The 18279-nt window shown below is 45.3% G+C and carries 15 protein-coding genes, 1 tRNA gene and 1 pseudogene; 11 read left to right on the forward strand and 6 right to left on the reverse strand.

Translation table 11 applies throughout. From position 1 onward, the window contains the following. Window positions 1-1149: 1149 nt before the first annotated feature. Window positions 1150-1234, reverse strand: a tRNA-Leu gene (locus AK966_RS16400). A 354-nt stretch (window positions 1235-1588) separates the two neighbouring features. Between AK966_RS16400 and AK966_RS16405 the strand changes: the two genes are divergently transcribed. Next, on the forward strand, window positions 1589-2068 hold the full coding sequence (locus AK966_RS16405) for an RDD family protein (RefSeq protein WP_099080171.1): 480 nt from the start codon (window positions 1589-1591) through the stop codon (window positions 2066-2068). Between the two features lie 73 nt (window positions 2069-2141). On the opposite strand, the gene lptG is transcribed toward AK966_RS16405, so the two are convergent. Together lptG and lptF are read right to left on the reverse strand one after the other, a co-directional pair. Then, complete coding sequence (gene lptG / locus AK966_RS16410; RefSeq protein WP_099080170.1) at window positions 2142-3212, reverse strand: LPS export ABC transporter permease LptG; 1071 nt, start codon at window positions 3210-3212, stop codon at window positions 2142-2144. 3 nt (window positions 3213-3215) lie between these two features. Next, window positions 3216-4316: an LPS export ABC transporter permease LptF gene (gene lptF / locus AK966_RS16415; RefSeq protein WP_119464554.1), complete on the reverse strand. Its 1101-nt coding sequence runs from the start codon at window positions 4314-4316 to the stop codon at window positions 3216-3218. 199 nt (window positions 4317-4515) lie between these two features. Between lptF and pepA the strand changes: the two genes are divergently transcribed. The 5 genes and pseudogenes from pepA to AK966_RS16440 all read left to right on the forward strand — a co-directional run. After that, window positions 4516-6024, forward strand: coding sequence for a leucyl aminopeptidase (pepA, locus tag AK966_RS16420; RefSeq protein ID WP_099080168.1), 1509 nt, complete (start codon window positions 4516-4518; stop codon window positions 6022-6024). 115 nt (window positions 6025-6139) lie between these two features. Continuing rightward, on the forward strand, window positions 6140-6589 hold the full coding sequence (locus AK966_RS16425; protein WP_099080167.1) for a DNA polymerase III subunit chi: 450 nt from the start codon (window positions 6140-6142) through the stop codon (window positions 6587-6589). Window positions 6590-6685: 96 nt separating this feature from the next. Next, window positions 6686-9544: a valine--tRNA ligase gene (locus tag AK966_RS16430; protein WP_099080166.1), complete on the forward strand. Its 2859-nt coding sequence runs from the start codon at window positions 6686-6688 to the stop codon at window positions 9542-9544. Between the two features lie 227 nt (window positions 9545-9771). Next, the gene (locus AK966_RS16435) at window positions 9772-10176 is read left to right on the forward strand and encodes a DUF2061 domain-containing protein (protein WP_099080165.1); all 405 of its coding nucleotides are present in this window, start codon (window positions 9772-9774) and stop codon (window positions 10174-10176) included. A 54-nt stretch (window positions 10177-10230) separates the two neighbouring features. Then, a pseudogene (locus AK966_RS16440) lies at window positions 10231-10719 on the forward strand (GNAT family N-acetyltransferase); the annotation flags it as partial. A 48-nt stretch (window positions 10720-10767) separates the two neighbouring features. On the opposite strand, the gene AK966_RS16445 reads toward AK966_RS16440, so the two are convergent. Further along, a complete protein-coding gene (locus tag AK966_RS16445; protein ID WP_099080163.1) occupies window positions 10768-11568 on the reverse strand; it encodes a glycosyl hydrolase 2 galactose-binding domain-containing protein in 801 nt (266 codons plus the stop codon). 167 nt (window positions 11569-11735) lie between these two features. Next, window positions 11736-12152 carry a ribonuclease E inhibitor RraB gene (rraB, locus tag AK966_RS16450; protein ID WP_099080162.1) on the reverse strand — a complete coding sequence of 139 codons (417 nt, stop codon included), beginning with the start codon at window positions 12150-12152 and terminating at the stop codon, window positions 11736-11738. Window positions 12153-12735: 583 nt separating this feature from the next. Between rraB and arcA the strand changes: the two genes are divergently transcribed. The 5 genes from arcA (at window position 12736) to AK966_RS16480 (ending at window position 17359) form a co-directional block, all read left to right on the forward strand. Continuing rightward, window positions 12736-13956 carry an arginine deiminase gene (gene arcA / locus AK966_RS16455; protein ID WP_099080161.1) on the forward strand — a complete coding sequence of 407 codons (1221 nt, stop codon included), beginning with the start codon at window positions 12736-12738 and terminating at the stop codon, window positions 13954-13956. Window positions 13957-14113: 157 nt separating this feature from the next. Next, complete coding sequence (gene argF / locus AK966_RS16460) at window positions 14114-15118, forward strand: ornithine carbamoyltransferase (protein ID WP_099080160.1); 1005 nt, start codon at window positions 14114-14116, stop codon at window positions 15116-15118. Between the two features lie 276 nt (window positions 15119-15394). Further along, window positions 15395-16324 carry an aspartate carbamoyltransferase gene (gene pyrB, locus AK966_RS16470; protein WP_099080158.1) on the forward strand — a complete coding sequence of 310 codons (930 nt, stop codon included), beginning with the start codon at window positions 15395-15397 and terminating at the stop codon, window positions 16322-16324. Window positions 16325-16340: 16 nt separating this feature from the next. After that, window positions 16341-16802: an aspartate carbamoyltransferase regulatory subunit gene (gene pyrI / locus AK966_RS16475; RefSeq protein ID WP_099080157.1), complete on the forward strand. Its 462-nt coding sequence runs from the start codon at window positions 16341-16343 to the stop codon at window positions 16800-16802. A 167-nt stretch (window positions 16803-16969) separates the two neighbouring features. Then, window positions 16970-17359 (forward strand): RidA family protein, encoded by a 390-nt coding sequence (locus AK966_RS16480; protein ID WP_005432832.1) that lies wholly within the window; start codon window positions 16970-16972, stop codon window positions 17357-17359. Window positions 17360-17449: 90 nt separating this feature from the next. Here AK966_RS16480 and AK966_RS16485 read toward each other — a convergent pair whose 3' ends face one another. Continuing rightward, window positions 17450-18175: a 1-acylglycerol-3-phosphate O-acyltransferase gene (locus AK966_RS16485; RefSeq protein ID WP_099080156.1), complete on the reverse strand. Its 726-nt coding sequence runs from the start codon at window positions 18173-18175 to the stop codon at window positions 17450-17452. Between the last annotated feature and the right edge of the window lie 104 nt (window positions 18176-18279).

Below are 18279 nucleotides of genomic sequence, written 5' to 3' on the forward strand. Positions count from 1 at the left end.
ATTGGTCACTCAGTTCATTGAAACCTAATTTGAAACCGAAGTTTCTAATTGGATTATCATCAACGAGTGCCCACACAGATTGATAGGTCTATATTGTTAAAGAGCTTGCTTTGCGATAATTTCCTCTCAAAGCGGAGGTGAATTCTATCTATATAACTGAAAGTGTCAAACACTTTTTTCAACTATTTTTACCGAAATTTCTTCACCTCTTCGACACTGCTGAAGCCTTATTGAGCCTACCGTGTCGATGGATGCGCATTATAGAGAGATGTATTTCTTTGGCAATACTAAAAATGCATTTTTTCTAAAAAACCACGTCAAACGAACATTTTGTGAACACACTGAAGATTCCCCCAAAATAACACTCAGGATTTAAACAGATTACCCACAAAAGCCTGTGGACAACTACTCGTTGCTATCGAAGAAATAATAAATTCGCGATCTCGAGTCTACCAAACTTATTAGTCAATGCAGGTGGCTAAATTGTGAGATTGACTGCTAATGTATATCTCCTACAGCCTTGATACACACTAACCAACAAGCCGCATTAAGAAAGGCTCTACAGGCAATCAATAAAAACGATATTCGCCCATCTCAGCAAATCTAAACAGTACCTAGCTTACTCAACAATTTTCCATCACGGATAAACTTAGGCATATCGAGCAATTCTTCATCGTCAGCCAATGACTTTGGAATCACCGACTCTAGCTCCTCATATTCAACGCCAAAAAAACGCGAGGCTGTCATAAGACCATTGATAAATTGTTTTTTGCCGACTCTTTCACCAACCAGTGAACTTGGAATGTTATGGTACTCTTCAAGTTACCCTCCAAGCTAACACATAAGAAAACCCATACCACCGTAAATTCACCATGGTAGGACCATGGTTCTGGTAGCTCAGCGCTCTTGGCAATACTGGCTTGCGAGTTTGTAGTAACCTGAGTTTGTTGGATTTACGGGAATTCCCTTGCGCACAGAATCGACATGCGATGAACCATAGATGCACCATGGGCAAAATTTCAGGGTTGATAAAGGGAGTCTATTGGGAGAGATTTTCGTTGATAACAGGCAAGGAAAACTGAGGAAAGCTATTGATTGTGCTAGAAACAACAAAGCCCCGACTTTCGTCGAGGCTTTGTTGTTTAAATATGGTACCGGTAGGCGGACTTGAACCGCCACGCCCGAAGGCAACGGATTTTGAATCCGTCGTGTATACCAATTTCACCATACCGGCATCTTGAGGCTATTGCCCTTTGATGGTTGGCATTATACGGAAGCTTTTGACCCACGCAAGTAGAAAAATCTGAAATAACTATCGTTTGCTGATAATTTCGCCACAAAGTGTGACCAAGCAGCGCTCATCAGTAAAATTTTCCCTTTGGGTCAACGGGTAGCAGAGGCTTAAGTTTCACCAAATTAAAAAATACGCTTATAAACTGATGATTTCCCTCCCCCTCTTCGGTGAATAGAAGTCAGAAGATGAATGGATGATTTAACCAAAATGAGAAACTCTGTGCGTCAGCTCTCTTTTCACATGCTAATGGAATCTATATTCTGACGCACAATTTTCAAGGTAAGTGATGGAACTATGACTACTTCTACAACTCTTCCACCTGCGGGATTTTTTCGTCGTTGCGGCGCTTTGGTTTACGACACGCTGATTATCTTAGCGATTGAAATGATGGCGGCTGGTGTTGTAATGGCGATTGTTTTTGCCCTCAATGCGGCCGGGCTACTCAACTATGGGGAATATGTCGATGCTGCAGATATGCTAGGCAAACATCCAATATTAAGCCCTCTATTTACGCTCTACTTGGCGGCGGTATGGATTTACTTCTTTGTTTTCTTCTGGACGCGTGCAGGTCAAACACTAGGCATGCGTGCTTGGAAAATGCAAATCCGTAACAGCAAAGATGGCGTACCAATTACCGTGACTCAAGCGTTGATTCGCCTAGCAACATCAGGCTTCGGTTTGGCTAACTTAACAGTACCAATTGATCCTCAAAAACGGGGTTTCCACGATATTTGGGCAAAAACTGAAGTGGTGGTATTGCCAAAGGCAAAATAGCGACGCAGTAAAACAGAATAAAAAAAGGAAGGCTCAGTGCCTTCCTTTTTTATGTTTATCGTGTTTTGAAAACCTATAGTTTTCTTCTTAGCAGTGATACCGCAATGGCTAAGAATACTAAACTCGGAGCCAACGCACCGAAAACTGGCGGTATTCCATATACTAAGGTGAGAGGGCCGAAGAACTCACTGGAGATATAGAAGGTAAAACCAGCAACTACGCCCGATAATACTCTTGCTCCCATGGTCACACTCCGCAGTGGGCCAAACACGAACGACAGCGCCATCAGCATCATGACGGCAATGGACAGTGGCTGAGTTAACTTACGCCAAAACGCCAATTCGTAGCGAGAAGCATCTTGTTCTGACGCTTTTAAATAGGTCACGTAATCATACAAACCACTTAAAGAAAGCTCTTCTGGCTTCACTGTCACGACGGCCAGCTTATCTGGAGCCAGCGATGTATGCCATTCCATCTGCTCTAGGTCTTGTTTGGTAATGATGCTCTCATTTTCCATATCGGTAACTTGCACATAACGCATCAACCAGTTGTTGTCTTGTTGGTAGTCCACTTCTTCTGCGAAGATCACCTTATCTAGGTTCTTATCTTCATCGAAGCGCCACATGTTCAAACCGTAGAGTTTGTCATCTTCCACTTTTCCAATGAAGATGAAGTCATTAGCATCACGCGCCCACACCCCGGCTCTGACTGAAGCGATGCTACCACCAGATAATGCAAATGCCCGTAAGTCTCGCGCCATTTTTTGAGCTTCTGGTGCGCCCCACTGGCCTAACGCCATCACGATTAACATGAGAGGAACCGCAGTTTTCAATACCGAAAGGCCTATGTCCAGCTTAGAGAAACCCGCGGCTTGCATCACAACGAGTTCTGAACTGGATGCCAACATGCCCAAGCCGATCAAGGCACCCAGCAGTGCCGCCATTGGGAAAAACATTTCCACATCACGAGGAATACTCAGCAACACAAAGTAAAGCGCATGCATCAAATCGTAAGCACCTCGCCCCACTTTACGTAACTGTTCTACGTATTTAATGATGCCAGACAAACCGACAAAAGTTGCCAGCACCAAGGCCGTGGTCGAGATGATGGTTCTACCAATGTAAAGGTCTAATATTTTAAACACTGCTTACGCACGCCTCTTCTTGCGGAGTTTTTCTTTCATACGTCGGACAGGGACACTGTCCATCATATTTGCCATTATGGCGACCAGCAACAACGTGACGTTAATCGGCCACATACCAACGGCTGCAGGGATTGCACCATCTTCAAGTGCTGACTTAGTCGCACTGATTGCCAGGAAATACGCCAAGTAAATCAAAATGGCAGGCCCCATCTTGGCAAATCTTCCCTGACGCGGGTTAACCGCAGAAAGTGGAATAACCAGCATGGTCAACAACGGAATACACACAAATAACGAGACTCGCCATTGTAACTCCGCTTGTGCTTCAGGGGCAGGATGGCCAATCAGCTCAGCCGTAGGGTACGCTTCCCAATCACGACCTTTTGGCTTCACTTCACGCTGACCAATCAAACCTTCATACTGTTCAAACTTAGTGACCATATATTCCACACGCGTTGGTACACCTTCATATCGCGTACCTTCTTGCATGGTGATGATTTGGCGGCCGTCAGAAAGCTCTTTTACTTCACCAGAAGAAGAGAACATCACGCTTGGTAAAATAGAATCTCGCGGACGCATCTGTGCGACAAACACATGACGCAAAGTGTTGTCTTTGATGTCATCAATGAACACCACGGAAGAGCCATCTGGCGTACCTTGGAATTGGCCTTTTTTAAGCAAGTCAACGCTGTTTTCTGCGGCGACTTGCTCATAAAGCTGCTCCACTCGGTCCTGAGACCAAGGCGATAACCACAGTGCGTTGAATGCCGCCACGCCAGAAGTGATGAGCGCCAAGTACAACGCCGCCTGAACCAAGAACTTATTCCCGATACCAGTGGCATTCATCACCACGATCTCACTTTCGGCATACAAACGCCCAAACGTGATCAATATGCCGATATACAAACTCAATGGCAGCATCAATAGCCCCATTGCAGGCATATTCAAGCCAACAATAGAGAAAATCAATCCAGCAGGGATATCTCCGTCAGAAGCATCTGCGAGGACACTGATAAACTTCTGGCTCACAAACACCAAAAAAAGCACAAAGAAAATCGCAAATTGGCTCTTGAGTGTTTCGCGGATCAAATATCTAACAATAATCACGCTGAAATTACCTATACAAAACTTGTTTTTTTGGTCGAATCACTATAGTTTCCCGTTGAACCATTTATTTTTTAAAAATTATAAACTAGATGTTAGCGCTTAAATCAGCTCTGAGGGTAAGACCCGAGCTTAAATTCAACAAGTAAGCGATCATTATCTAACATTTATAGCAATTTGTCTTCAGGATGTAGGAGTACGCATGGAGTTCAGTGTAAAAAGTGGCAGTCCAGAGAAACAACGTAGCGCATGTATCGTTGTTGGTGTGTTTGAACCACGTCGCCTTTCTCCAGTAGCCGAGCAACTTGATAAAATCAGTGATGGCTACATCAGTTCACTACTTCGCCGTGGTGATCTAGAGGGAAAACCTGGTCAGATGCTGCTACTGCATCAAGTACCGGGAGTGTTGTCAGAGCGCGTTCTACTTGTAGGTTGTGGTAAAGAACGTGAACTAGGCGAGCGCCAGTACAAGGAAATCATTCAAAAGACGATCAGCACACTTAACGAAACTGGCTCAATGGAAGCCGTATGTTTCCTAACAGAGCTGCACGTTAAAGGCCGCGATACTTACTGGAAAGTTCGCCAAGCTGTTGAAGCAACAAAAGATGGCCTTTACACATTTAACCAATTCAAGAGCGTTAAGCCAGAAACTCGACGCCCACTGCGTAAGCTTGTATTTAACGTACCAACGCGTCGTGAATTAAACCTAGGTGAAAAAGCGATCACTCATGGCCTAGCGATTGCGTCTGGTGTAAAAGCGTCTAAAGATCTTGGCAACATGCCGCCAAATGTGGCTAACCCAGCCTACCTAGCCTCTCAAGCTCGTCGCCTAGCTGACGATTACGAAACCGTCACCACCAAGATCATTGGTGAGCAAGAGATGGAAAAACTAGGCATGACCTCTTACCTTGCGGTAGGTCGTGGCTCGAAAAACGAATCGATGATGTCTATCATCGAATACAAAGGCAACCCAGATTCAGATGCAAAACCGATCGTACTGATTGGTAAAGGCCTGACGTTCGATTCAGGTGGTATCTCGCTAAAACCTGGCGAAGGCATGGATGAGATGAAGTACGACATGTGTGGTGCTGCATCGGTATTCGGCACTATGAAAGCACTAGCGAAACTGAATCTACCAATCAACGTGGTTGGTGTACTTGCAGGCTGTGAAAACATGCCTGGCAGCAACGCATACCGTCCCGGTGACATCCTAACAACCATGTCAGGCCAAACGGTAGAAGTACTCAATACCGACGCGGAAGGCCGTTTAGTTCTGTGTGATGCGCTGACGTACGTAGAGCGCTTTGAACCGGATTGCGTCGTTGACGTGGCAACGCTAACGGGGGCTTGTGTTATTGCACTAGGTCACCACATCAGCGGCGTTATTTCCAATCACAACCCACTGTCTCATGAGCTGATCAACGCTTCTGAGCAAGCGAGTGACCGTGCATGGCGTCTACCAATGGCTGACGAGTACCACGAGCAGTTGAAGAGTCCATTTGCTGATATGGCAAACATCGGTGGCCGTCCTGCTGGCACAATTACTGCGGGCTGTTTCTTGTCTAAATTCACCAAGAAATACAACTGGGCACACATCGATATCGCAGGTACGGCTTGGAAATCAGGCGCAGCGAAAGGCTCAACAGGCCGTCCTGTCTCAATGCTTGTCCAATTCCTTTTGAACCGCAGCGGCCAAGAGACAGAAGAGTAATTTCTGAACACAATCTAAAAGGGCCGAAAGGCCCTTTTTTATTATCCCAATATTCTTGAGAAAGAATGAGGGTTAAGATGGTCTTAGGATGAGACTTTAAGCAAACGAGAGAATGATGCACAACGCCACTTTCTACATCATTAAAGAAGAGAGCCCACAAGCAACCGTTACGGGGTTTGAACAATACATCGTGTTTTTGACTCAGCACTTTGCTCGTCAAGGCGCTAAAGTATATTTGAACTGCCAAGATAAACTGCAAGCGGAGCAGCTTGCTGAAGCTTTCTGGCAAGTTGATGCTGATAAGTACATGGCACATAATCTCGTAGGTGAAGGGCCTAAATACACGACGAATATTGAAATCGGCTACGAGGGCGTTAAGCCGTCTTGGAATCGTCAGTTGGTAATTAATTTGGCGGAAAATGAGACAACCTTTGCGAACAAGTTTGCAGAGGTGGTAGACTTCGTCCCTTGCGAAGAAAAAGCTAAACAGCTCGCAAGAGGAAGGTATAAAATTTACCGTCAAGCAGGATACCAACTGCAAACAATCGAAATTGATTATCCTTAACGGTCAATCCTTATAGTTAAGGTGATCTTACTAAGATCCCTCACTTATAAAGATTGACTTAGATTCAACCATCAACGTATCCATTAAAAGAGCGCTATGGAAAAGACATACAACCCAACTTCAATCGAACAAGCTCTGTATCAGACTTGGGAAGAGAAAGGCTACTTCAAGCCACACGGTGACACGACTAAAGAAGCTTACAGCATCATGATCCCGCCACCGAACGTCACTGGTAGCCTACACATGGGCCACGCGTTCCAAGATACGATCATGGATACACTTATCCGTTGTGAACGTATGAAGGGCAAAAATACCCTTTGGCAAGTAGGTACTGACCACGCAGGTATCGCAACTCAGATGGTTGTTGAGCGTAAGATCGCAGCTGAAGAAGGCAAAACAAAACACGATTACGGTCGTGAAGCTTTCATCGACAAAATCTGGGAATGGAAAGGCGAATCTGGCGGCACTATCACTAAGCAGCTTCGTCGTCTTGGCGCATCTGTAGACTGGGATCGTGAGCGTTTCACGATGGACGATGGTCTGTCTAACGCGGTTCAAGAAGTGTTCGTACGCCTATACGAAGACGACCTAATCTACCGCGGTAAGCGCCTAGTTAACTGGGATCCAAAGCTACACACAGCTATCTCGGATCTAGAAGTAGAGAACAAAGACACGAAAGGCCACATGTGGCACTTCCGCTACCCGCTAGCAGACGGCATTAAAACAGCAGATGGCAAAGACTACATCGTTGTTGCGACTACTCGTCCAGAAACCATGCTAGGCGATACTGGTGTTGCAGTTAACCCAGAAGATCCACGCTACAAAGATCTTATCGGTAAAGACATCATTCTTCCTATCGTTGGTCGTCGCATCCCAATCGTGGGCGATGAGCACGCAGATATGGAAAAAGGTACTGGCTGTGTGAAAATCACACCTGCGCACGACTTCAATGACTATGAAGTTGGTAAGCGCCACCAGCTACCAATGATCAACATTCTGACTTTCGACGCGAACATCCGTGCTGCATCTGAAGTATTCAACACTAACGGCGAAGCAAGCGACGCATACAGCACAGAACTACCTGCTAAGTACCACGGTATGGAGCGCTTTGCCGCTCGTAAAGCTATCGTTGCTGAATTCGACGAGCTAGGTCTACTTGAAGAAGTGAAAGATCACGATCTACAAGTTCCTTACGGCGACCGTGGTGGCGTGGTTATCGAACCAATGCTAACTGACCAATGGTACGTACGTACTGCGCCTCTAGCGAAAACAGCGGTTGAAGCAGTAGAAAATGGCGACATCCAATTTGTGCCTAAGCAATACGAAAACATGTACTTCTCTTGGATGCGTGACGTTCAAGACTGGTGTATCTCTCGTCAGCTATGGTGGGGTCACCGCATCCCAGCTTGGTACGACAACCAAGGTAATGTTTACGTAGGTCGTGACGAAGAAGAAGTTCGCAAGAACAACAACCTAGAGTCAGTAATAGAACTGCACCAAGACGAAGACGTTTTGGATACATGGTTCTCTTCTGCACTATGGACGTTCGGCACTCAAGGTTGGCCAGAGCAAACGGACGATCTGAAAGTATTCCACCCTTCAGACGTACTCGTTACGGGTTTCGACATCATCTTCTTCTGGGTTGCTCGCATGATCATGATGACCATGCACTTCGTGAAAGACGAAAACGGCAAACCACAAGTACCATTTAAGACGGTTTACGTTACTGGTCTAATCCGTGACGAAAACGGCGACAAGATGTCTAAGTCGAAAGGTAACGTACTTGACCCAATCGACATGATCGATGGTATCGACCTAGAGTCTCTAGTAGAGAAGCGTTGTGGCAACATGATGCAGCCTCAACTTGCCGCGAAGATCGAGAAGAACACACGTAAGACGTTTGAAAACGGTATCGAAGCATACGGTACTGACGCGCTACGTTTCACGCTTGCAGCAATGGCATCAACCGGTCGCGATATCAACTGGGATATGAAGCGTCTAGAAGGTTACCGTAACTTCTGTAACAAACTATGGAACGCGAGCCGTTACGTAATGATGAACACAGAAGAGCAAGATTGTGGCTTCAACGGTGGTGAGATCGAATACTCACTAGCAGACAAGTGGATCGAGTCTCAGTTTGAACTCGCAGCGAAAGCGTTCAACAACCATATCGACAACTTCCGTCTAGATATGGCGTCGAACACGCTTTACGAATTCATCTGGAACCAATTCTGTGACTGGTACCTAGAGCTAACCAAACCCGTTCTATGGAAAGGTACTGAAGCGCAACAGCGTGGTACTCGCCGTACACTAATCACAGTTCTTGAGAAGACTCTACGTCTAGCTCACCCAGTGATTCCTTACATCACTGAAACTATCTGGCAAAGCATCAAGCCACTAGTTGAAGGTGTAGAAGGCGAGACAATCATGCTTCAAGCACTGCCTCAATTCGACGAAGCAAACTTCAACCAAGAAGCACTAGACGATATCGAATGGGTGAAAGCGTTCATCACTAGCATCCGTAACCTACGTGCTGAATACGACATCAACCCAGGTAAGCCGCTTGAGGTTATGTTGAAAGCTGCAAATGCGGAAGATGCAGCACGCCTAGAAGCAAACAAACAAGTACTGATGTCTCTTGCGAAACTAGAATCTGTACGCGTGCTTGCTGCTGACGAAGAAACGCCTGCGTGCGCAACAGCATTGGTTGCTAAGTCTGAGCTGATGATCCCAATGGCGGGTCTGATCGACAAAGACGCAGAACTTGCTCGCCTAGATGGCGAAATCAAAAAGACTCACGGTGAAATCAAGCGTATCGAAGGCAAACTAGGTAACGAAGGCTTCGTAGCGAAAGCACCTGAGGCAGTTGTTGCTAAAGAGCGTGAGAAGCTTGAAGGCTACAAAGAGACTTTAGCTAAGTTAGAAGAACAGAAGACAACGATCGCTGCACTTTAATCGCTAAAAGTTAGAATAAAAGAATCAAAGGGTTGGTGTGAAAGCATCAACCCTTTTTGCCATTTTATGACTTGGAAAGTTTTCAGAAATATCCGCTCTTCTCTTCTACTTCTCCACACATTTAATAGCTTTTACCTATCAAAATAATCTTAACTGCCCATTGGCTTTAGTGATAATGATTCTCAATAATAGACCTATCGAAACAACACAACGATTGAGTAATTATCATGAAAAAGACACTAACCTTTGCCGCACTCCATTTTACTATCGCGTTTAGTGTCGCTTACGTGCTTACTGGCGACATTCTGATTGGTAGTTTAATTGCCATGATTGAGCCGTCCGTGAACACCGTCGCTTTCTACTTTCATGAAAAGGCATGGGCAAAAGTCCCTGCGCTTAAAGCTCGTCAATGGATGACCAAATTAAAAACCGCAAGCTTTGCCACTATCCACTTTAGCGTTGCCTTTACAGTGGTTTACTTACTAACAGGTGACGCGTTTGTCGGTGGTGTAATGGCAATGCTAGAACCTAGTTTGAACACCGTCGCCTACTACTTCCACGAGAAAGTATGGATACGTAAATCGGAAAGCCACGCCAAAGCTCCGCAGTTTTGCTTGCACCAACATGCTTAATCGAAATATATTGGGTCACTAACTCGTGACCCTTTTTATAGGCAAAACATGGAACAAATTGCTGACTTCGTCCTTCGCCCAATCACAGCGCAAGATAATCCCGGCATTGCTCAAGTCATTCGCAAAGTCTCGGCAGAATATGGCTTAACCACAGACAAAGGTTATGGCGTAGCAGATCCGACCCTTGATGACATGTACTCGGTTTACAGCCAACAAGGCGCTGCTTACTGGTTGGTAGAGCACCAAGGCGAGATTGTGGGTGGTGGTGGCTTTGCACCTTTAGCTGGTGAACCAAATGTGTGTGAGCTGCAAAAGATGTACTTCTTACCTCAAACGCGAGGGCACGGTTTAGCCAAACGCATCGTCGCGTTGAGCTTACAACTTGCGAAACAACTCGGTTATCAACAGTGCTATTTAGAAACAACAGAATGTCTAAGAGAGGCAGTGGGCTTGTATGAAAAGCTTGGCTTTGAACATTTAGATGCCCCGCTTGGACAAACAGGGCATGATGCATGTGAAGTGGTGATGCTTAAGTCGCTGTAACTTACGCATCAAGCATTTACAAATTCAGACACCTACAGAGCTAAACCGTTACAAAACAAGGTGAGTAACGCAGAGCTCTTGGCTGAGTGCAACCGAAAAGGCTTGGCGCTGCCCATCTAGCTCCACCGACAATTGGTAGAGATCATTTGGATCGGGAGCGTTAAGATCGGCATATTTTGGCGCGTCGATCTGGAAAAGTGCAGTGGTGTGATCGGCGCGAACATCAATTGGAATGCAGTAAGTCATGCCATTAAACTTCACCGACGCAGATACCAGTCCTGGCGCAAACGTCTGATAGTACAAATCGACTTTGAACTCACAGCCTCCACCATAGTGCCAAATCTGCTCTGTTGCCACGCGATCTAAACGCACATTACGAATAAACTGCAGATACGGTTCTTGCCATACCCCCAAGCGCTCATCACTCTTTTTGTATTCGTGATCCGCAAGTGAACACAACTCTGGCTTATCCTCACCCAGTAGAAGATCTTCATCTTCCTCAAGGAACAGGATCTCAAAGCGGTTACGTCCCATCTGCATGAACGGACGAATGTCTTTTTTGTACAAGCTTTGTGAGCCGTCACAATCAAATAATGCAACTCCGTTCAAACGCACTTCAGCATGGTAATCCACACCACCCAACACCATTTCTACCGCTGGGAATGCCATCATGGATTCATCCACTTCAATGTCATGCATCAGATGCCACTCTTGCTGACGAATCGCTTCTTCTGTCAGTTCAGCGGGTAATACCCGACTCAAAGGTGCAGGAAAAGTGATGTCATCCTGTGGGATAGAAAGGTCCGTCAGTGGAGAGACTTGCCATAAACCGGCGAGTGAGAGTTGCATAGTCACCTTGAGCTAGATCAATTTTCACTCATTATATACTCAAGTGACACAGGGTTATAGACTATTAGCTAACTCAATGAGAGTTATTTATCATCATCGGCGTGGTTCATTTTCAAGGCACAAAAAAGCCAGCGATAAATGCTGGCTTCCTAGTATGAATGAGTTAATTACTCTTCGTCTTCATCATCTTCGTCAGGGTAAAGCGCATCTTCGCCTTCATAGTAAGTACCCCAACCGTCGTAAATGATGTCGTATTTCTCTGCAAGATGAACCAGTTTCTCAACCTGTGCATCAATCGCTTCTGCGTTCAGCGCAGATTCCATTGTTGCATCACAGCAAAGCAGTTTGTTGCCATCTTCATCTTCTGTTTCTTCAGCTTCAAGTACTTCAAAGCCCATCTTGAACGCTTCAACTACGGCTTTCTCTAGCGTGTCAAAGTCTTCGGCAAATAGGTGGTGCTCGATTTCGTATAATGAATCTGGATCGCTGCCATCTTCTAGCAATGCTGCAATGATATCGCGAGTCTCTTCCTTTTGAATCTCAATTAATTCTTCTACTGATAGATATTCATCTTCGTGAGACATGTTTTGGCTCCAGATTAGTTACTTGATGGAAACACTTTACTCAAAACTGAGTATGTTGATGCGGTGAAATATGGCACGGATTGCGATGAAAAGCCACAAACAAACACCAAACAGCCTCGATTCTTAGTGATTATTACTACGTGAAAATCGAAACTCTGCAGGCAGAAACATAAAATCAACAAAAATAGACAATCTGTAATATTCAGAAGATCCTATTCCGGTTGTTTACGGCTGGTTTCCAAGAGCATTGCGTGTTTATGACCTTGGAGTGAATACAGTAACGACACACTGATTGTCACCGAACGAATAAAGACAGCGTCTAACCTGCATATTTTAGAATTATTATGCGCGCTTTATGCTCTAACGATGTATTCACTTCCTCTAAAAGCGAAGAGAATAAAAACGCACTCCTCAAGCTTATTGGAAAAAAGAATTATATATAGAAAAAAAGAACAACCGACCTCCTGAGAAAAATATAAATCTTAAAATCAATAAAATTCGATATATAGACCATTAGTGTAAGCTTGCATCTTTGCTGCAAGCTTGTCATAACTAACGGCTGGAAAATTTGTAAGGATGCAAAATGAGTAAGCTGTACGTTGGATCAGAAGTTGGTCAACTTAGACGAGTACTACTACATCGCCCAGAGCGTGCCCTAACCCACCTCACACCATCAAACTGTCACGATCTACTGTTTGATGATGTATTAGCAGTGGAAGCCGCAGGAGAAGAACACGACGCCTTTGCTCGCACGCTTCGAGATCAAGGTGTCGAAGTGTTACTGCTGCACGATTTACTGGTCGAAACTCTTGCCGTTCCGGAGGCAAAACAGTGGCTATTAAATACTCAGATTTCGGACTTCCGCTATGGTCCAACTTTCGCTCGAGATTTGCGTCAATACTTTATCGAGATGGACAACGAGCATCTTGCCACTATCCTACTTGGCGGTTTGGCCTACTCAGAGTTGCCAATTCAGTCATCATCGATGCTACCAAAAATGCAACAACCACTCGACTTCGTTATTGAGCCCCTGCCAAACCATCTGTTTACTCGAGATACCTCCTGCTGGGTTTATGGCGGTGTCTCCCTTAACCCAATGATGATGCCTGCACGTCAACGTGAAACGAATCATCTGCGAGCCATCTACCACTGGCATCCGGCGTTTGCAGGGCAAGATTTCATTAAGTACTTTGGTAACGAAGACCTTCACTACGACAATGCAAACATCGAAGGTGGTGATGTTCTGGTGATAGGTAAAGGAGCGGTACTCATTGGTATATCTGAGCGCACCACGCCACAGGGGGTAGAAAACCTAGCAGCAAGCCTGTTTAAATCCGGTCAGGCGAAAGAAGTCATTGCTATCGACTTACCAAAACACCGCTCATGCATGCACCTAGATACCGTCATGACGCATATGGACGTTGATACCTTCTCGGTTTACCCTGAGATCATGCGTAAAGAGCTCGACACTTGGCGCTTAACGCCAAAGAGCAATGGTGAAATGCATGTGGAAGCATCGCACAACTACCTACATGCGATTGAATCTGCACTTGGTTTGGACCAACTAAAAATCATCACGACCGGTGGCGACAGCTACGAAGCCGAGCGTGAACAGTGGAATGATGCCAATAACGTCCTCACGGTGAAACCGGGGGTGGTGATTGGTTACGAGCGTAACGTCTATACCAATGAGAAATATGACAAAGCAGGAATCGAAGTCCTAACGATTCCAGGTAATGAGCTTGGTCGAGGTCGTGGTGGCGCACGTTGTATGAGCTGCCCAATAGAACGCGACGATATTTGAGAAACCTCTCTCAGCAAACGAGATACATAATGACTAAGGTTGATGTGAATACATCAACCTTTTTTTACTCACGCGAAAAATAATTATTCACAATAAGAGCATTTATATGTTTTAATGCTTTTATCCTTCATCAACCAAACGACCTAAAGGACGAGCTATGGCTTTCAATCTACGTAATCGCAACTTTTTGAAGCTATTGGACTTCTCTACAAAAGAAATCCAGTTTTTGCTCGAACTGTCTGCTGAGCTGAAAAAAGCGAAATATGCAGGAACAGAGCAGAAGAAACTTCAAGGCAAAAACATCGCGTTAATCTTTGAGAAATCTTCTACTCGTACCCGATGTGCGTTTGAAGTCGCGGCCTTTGACCAAGGCGCACAAGTTTCTTACATCGGTCCTTCTGGCTCACAAATCGGCCATAAAGAGTCAATCAAAGACACTGCTCGCGTACTTGGTCGAATGTATGACGGCATCGAATATCGCGGCTTTGGTCAATCCATCGTGGAAGAACTGGGGACTTACGCTGGCGTGCCAGTATGGAATGGCTTGACCGACGAATTCCACCCAACACAAATCCTTGCCGACTTCCTTACCATGCAAGAGCATGGACGCGGTAAACAGCTACATGAGATTACGTTCGCCTACCTTGGTGATGCACGCAACAACATGGGCAACTCTCTCATGGTTGGCGCGGCGAAAATGGGCATGGACATTCGTCTTGTCGCACCACAATCTTTCTGGCCAGAAGAAGAGTTAGTGGCGAGTTGCCAAGAGATTGCACAGCAAACAGGCGCGAAAATCACCTTGACTGAAAACGTCGAAGAGGGCGTAAAAGGTTGTGATTTCCTTTACACCGATGTGTGGGTTTCCATGGGCGAATCAGCACAAGCTTGGGATGAGCGTGTTGCACTGATGACACCTTACCAAGTCAACATGAATGTGATTAAAAAAACGGGTAATCCGCACGTGAAGTTCATGCACTGTCTACCTGCTTTCCACAATGACGAAACCACCTTGGGTAAAGAAGTGGCAGAAAAATACGGTATGAAAGGCCTTGAGGTAACGGAAGAGGTATTTGAGTCAGAATACTCTATCGTGTTTGACGAAGCCGAGAACCGCATTCATACCATCAAAGCGGTAATGGTGGCGACACTCGGAAGTTAGCGACTTTTAGTCACCAAAAGCATAGCGTAATCGCTTGCGCTCAAGGAAGTTAAGCGTATAATGCTCGGCAATTTGTCTGAGGATTACGAAATGACCACGCTGATTGCTGACGTAAAAATGCGATTTGCTCTAGCTAAGCGACTACGCTTACGTGCTGTTATTTTCGTTAATTCTATTGATTTTTAAAACCTCCCCATTTGGGGAGGTTTTTTTATGTCCAAAATTCCGTCACGGTTAATTTTGGGGATAGTCACCACTGTTATAGGGAAGAAGATCATGGCGAACTCGCTTTACCAGAAGCACATCATCTCTATTCCAGAGCTTTCACGTGAAGAGCTGGAACTGATTGTCGAAACTGCAGGTCAGTTAAAAAAAGAACCTCGTCCAGAACTGATTAACAACAAGGTTGTCGCAAGCTGTTTCTTTGAGCCATCCACACGCACTCGTCTCTCTTTCGAGACGGCCATTCAGCGTATCGGCGGCGATGTTATTGGCTTTGATAATGGTGGCAACACCTCTCTGGCAAAAAAAGGCGAAACTCTGTCTGACTCTGTGCAGGTTATCTCTTCTTACGTGGATGCATTCGTGATGCGCCATCCACAAGAGGGCGCTGCTCGTCTAGCGTCTGAGTTCTCAAACGGCGTACCTGTCATCAACGCCGGTGACGGTGCAAACCAGCACCCAACACAAACGCTGCTCGACCTGTACACCATCGCAGAAACCCAAGGTCGTCTGGATAACCTTAACGTCGCATTTGTTGGTGACCTGAAATACGGTCGTACCGTGCACTCATTGACGCAAGCCCTTGCGAAGTTCAATAACATTCGCTTCTTCTTTGTCGCGCCAGAAGCGCTAGCAATGCCTGATTACCTATGTGAAGAGCTCGACGAAGCTGGGATCCAATACAGCCTGCATACTGATATGGAGAGCGTAATTCCTGAGCTCGATATTCTGTACATGACTCGCGTACAGAAAGAACGTTTTGACGAATCAGAATACGCCCATATCAAGTCAGCTTACATCCTAACGGCATCACTGCTTAAAAGTGCACGTGAGAACCTAAAAGTACTACACCCACTGCCACGCGTAGATGAAATCACGACTGACGTAGACAGAACACCACACGCATACTACTTCCAACAAGCAGAGAACGGCGTGTACGCGCGCCAAGCGTTGTTGGCATTGGTTCTTAACGAAACACTGTAATCGAGGGAGAAAAGACATGACTAAAGAAACTCAATTGCAGGTAGAAGCAATCAAAAACGGTACGGTAATCGACCACATTCCGGCACAAATTGGTATCAAGGTTCTGAAGCTGTTCGACATGCATAATTCGTCTCAGCGTGTAACCATTGGCCTTAACTTGCCATCATCGGCACTGGGCCACAAAGATCTATTAAAGATTGAAAATATCTTCATCAATGAAGAGCAAGCGAGCAAGCTAGCACTTTATGCACCACACGCGACCGTCAACCAAATCGAAAACTACGAAGTAGTGAAGAAACTGGCACTAGAGCTTCCAGAGCGAATCAACAATGTCTTCGAGTGCCCAAACAGTAACTGTATTACTCACAACGAACCTGTCGCAAGTAGCTTCAATGTCGTCGAAAAGAAAGGCGATATCCGTCTGAAATGTAAATACTGTGAGAAAGTATTTGCACGTGAGATCGTGACAGAGCGTTAATCGCCTATCGCTTTATTACTAACAGAAAGTTGACTAATGCCCCGCCCTAGCGGGGTATTTTGATCTTTACGTGCTTCATGTTTAGAGGCACACTCAATATACCCAAGTAACGTCAAGATACTTGGGTATATTCTTTATTCCCCTATAAAACAGATGGAACAATTCACATGACGAAAGTACTTCACACTGAATCTGCACCAGCAGCAATCGGTCCTTACGTTCAAGGCGTAGATCTAGGTAACATGGTTCTAACTTCTGGCCAAATTCCAGTAAACCCAGCGACAGGTGAAGTGTCAGCTGACATCGCAGAGCAAGCACGTCAGTCTCTAGAAAATGTGAAGGCTGTAGTGGAAGCATCAGGCCTTAAAGTAACAGACATCGTTAAAATGACCGTTTTCGTTAAAGACCTAAACGACTTCGGCACAGTAAACGAAGTGTACGGTAAGTTCTTTGACGAACACGAAGTGGCAAACTACCCGGCACGTTCTTGCGTGGAAGTGGCTCGTCTACCTAAAGATGTAGGTATCGAGATTGAAGCAATCGCTGTTCGTAAATAATTGCTCGCACTTACTAAGTGACCTGCGTTCAGGATAAATAAAAAAATGGGTAGCCTAGCTACCCATTTTTTTATTTATCGTCCGTCAAACTCATGCCGCATTGCGCTGTTTTACTTCTTCATCCAGAGCTTCTAACTTCTCTTTCATCTGTTCACGACAAAGGTTCGCCAGGTCACGTACACTTTCTTTACCATAACCGTCTGTACTAATAGGTGGAAGCATCTCAACAATAACATGGCCGTTGTTCCAACGGTTGAATTTAATTCGATCCGTTGAACTACATACGATTGGAATGATTGGCACTGCTGCAGCAATTGCAGCATGGAACGCACCGGTTTTGAATGGCAGTAAGCCTCGACCACGTGAACGTGTGCCTTCTGGGAACATCCATACCGACACATCACTCTTTTTAATATTATCGACCACCTGATCGATAGTTCCTTTCGCTTTCGATCGGTTCGCACGGTCAATCAAAATATTGCCGGTAAGCCAGTAAAGTTGACCAAATAGTGGCATCCATACTAGGCTCTTTTTACCAACGGTGACCACCTTTGGTGTCACTGCTGAAGAAACCGTAAACAGATCCCAATTATTTTGATGGTTAGCAATATACATATGCTGACCACGAGAATAAGCATCTTCGGGAATGCGTAGCTCTAATTTAATGCCAAATACCCGAGACATCTTGCCGAACAGTCGGCCAAAGGTATAAACATGCTTAGGGTTTCTAGGGCTCAGCAGGCAGTAACCACAACCGCCAATAAACATCACAATTGCGAAAATTGCGACAGCAAATACACGTAATAGTGCAATCATCATTGTTCTCCAGGAACCGGCTTTACGCCAAGTACAACTCGTCTTTGTTCTCTTTCCATCACATGATGGTAATGAAAACATATAAAAAAGCCGAAACCTGAGTT

Origin of the sequence: Vibrio sp. PID23_8, from assembly GCF_003584965.1 — a bacterium.
Taxonomy (GTDB): domain Bacteria; phylum Pseudomonadota; class Gammaproteobacteria; order Enterobacterales; family Vibrionaceae; genus Vibrio.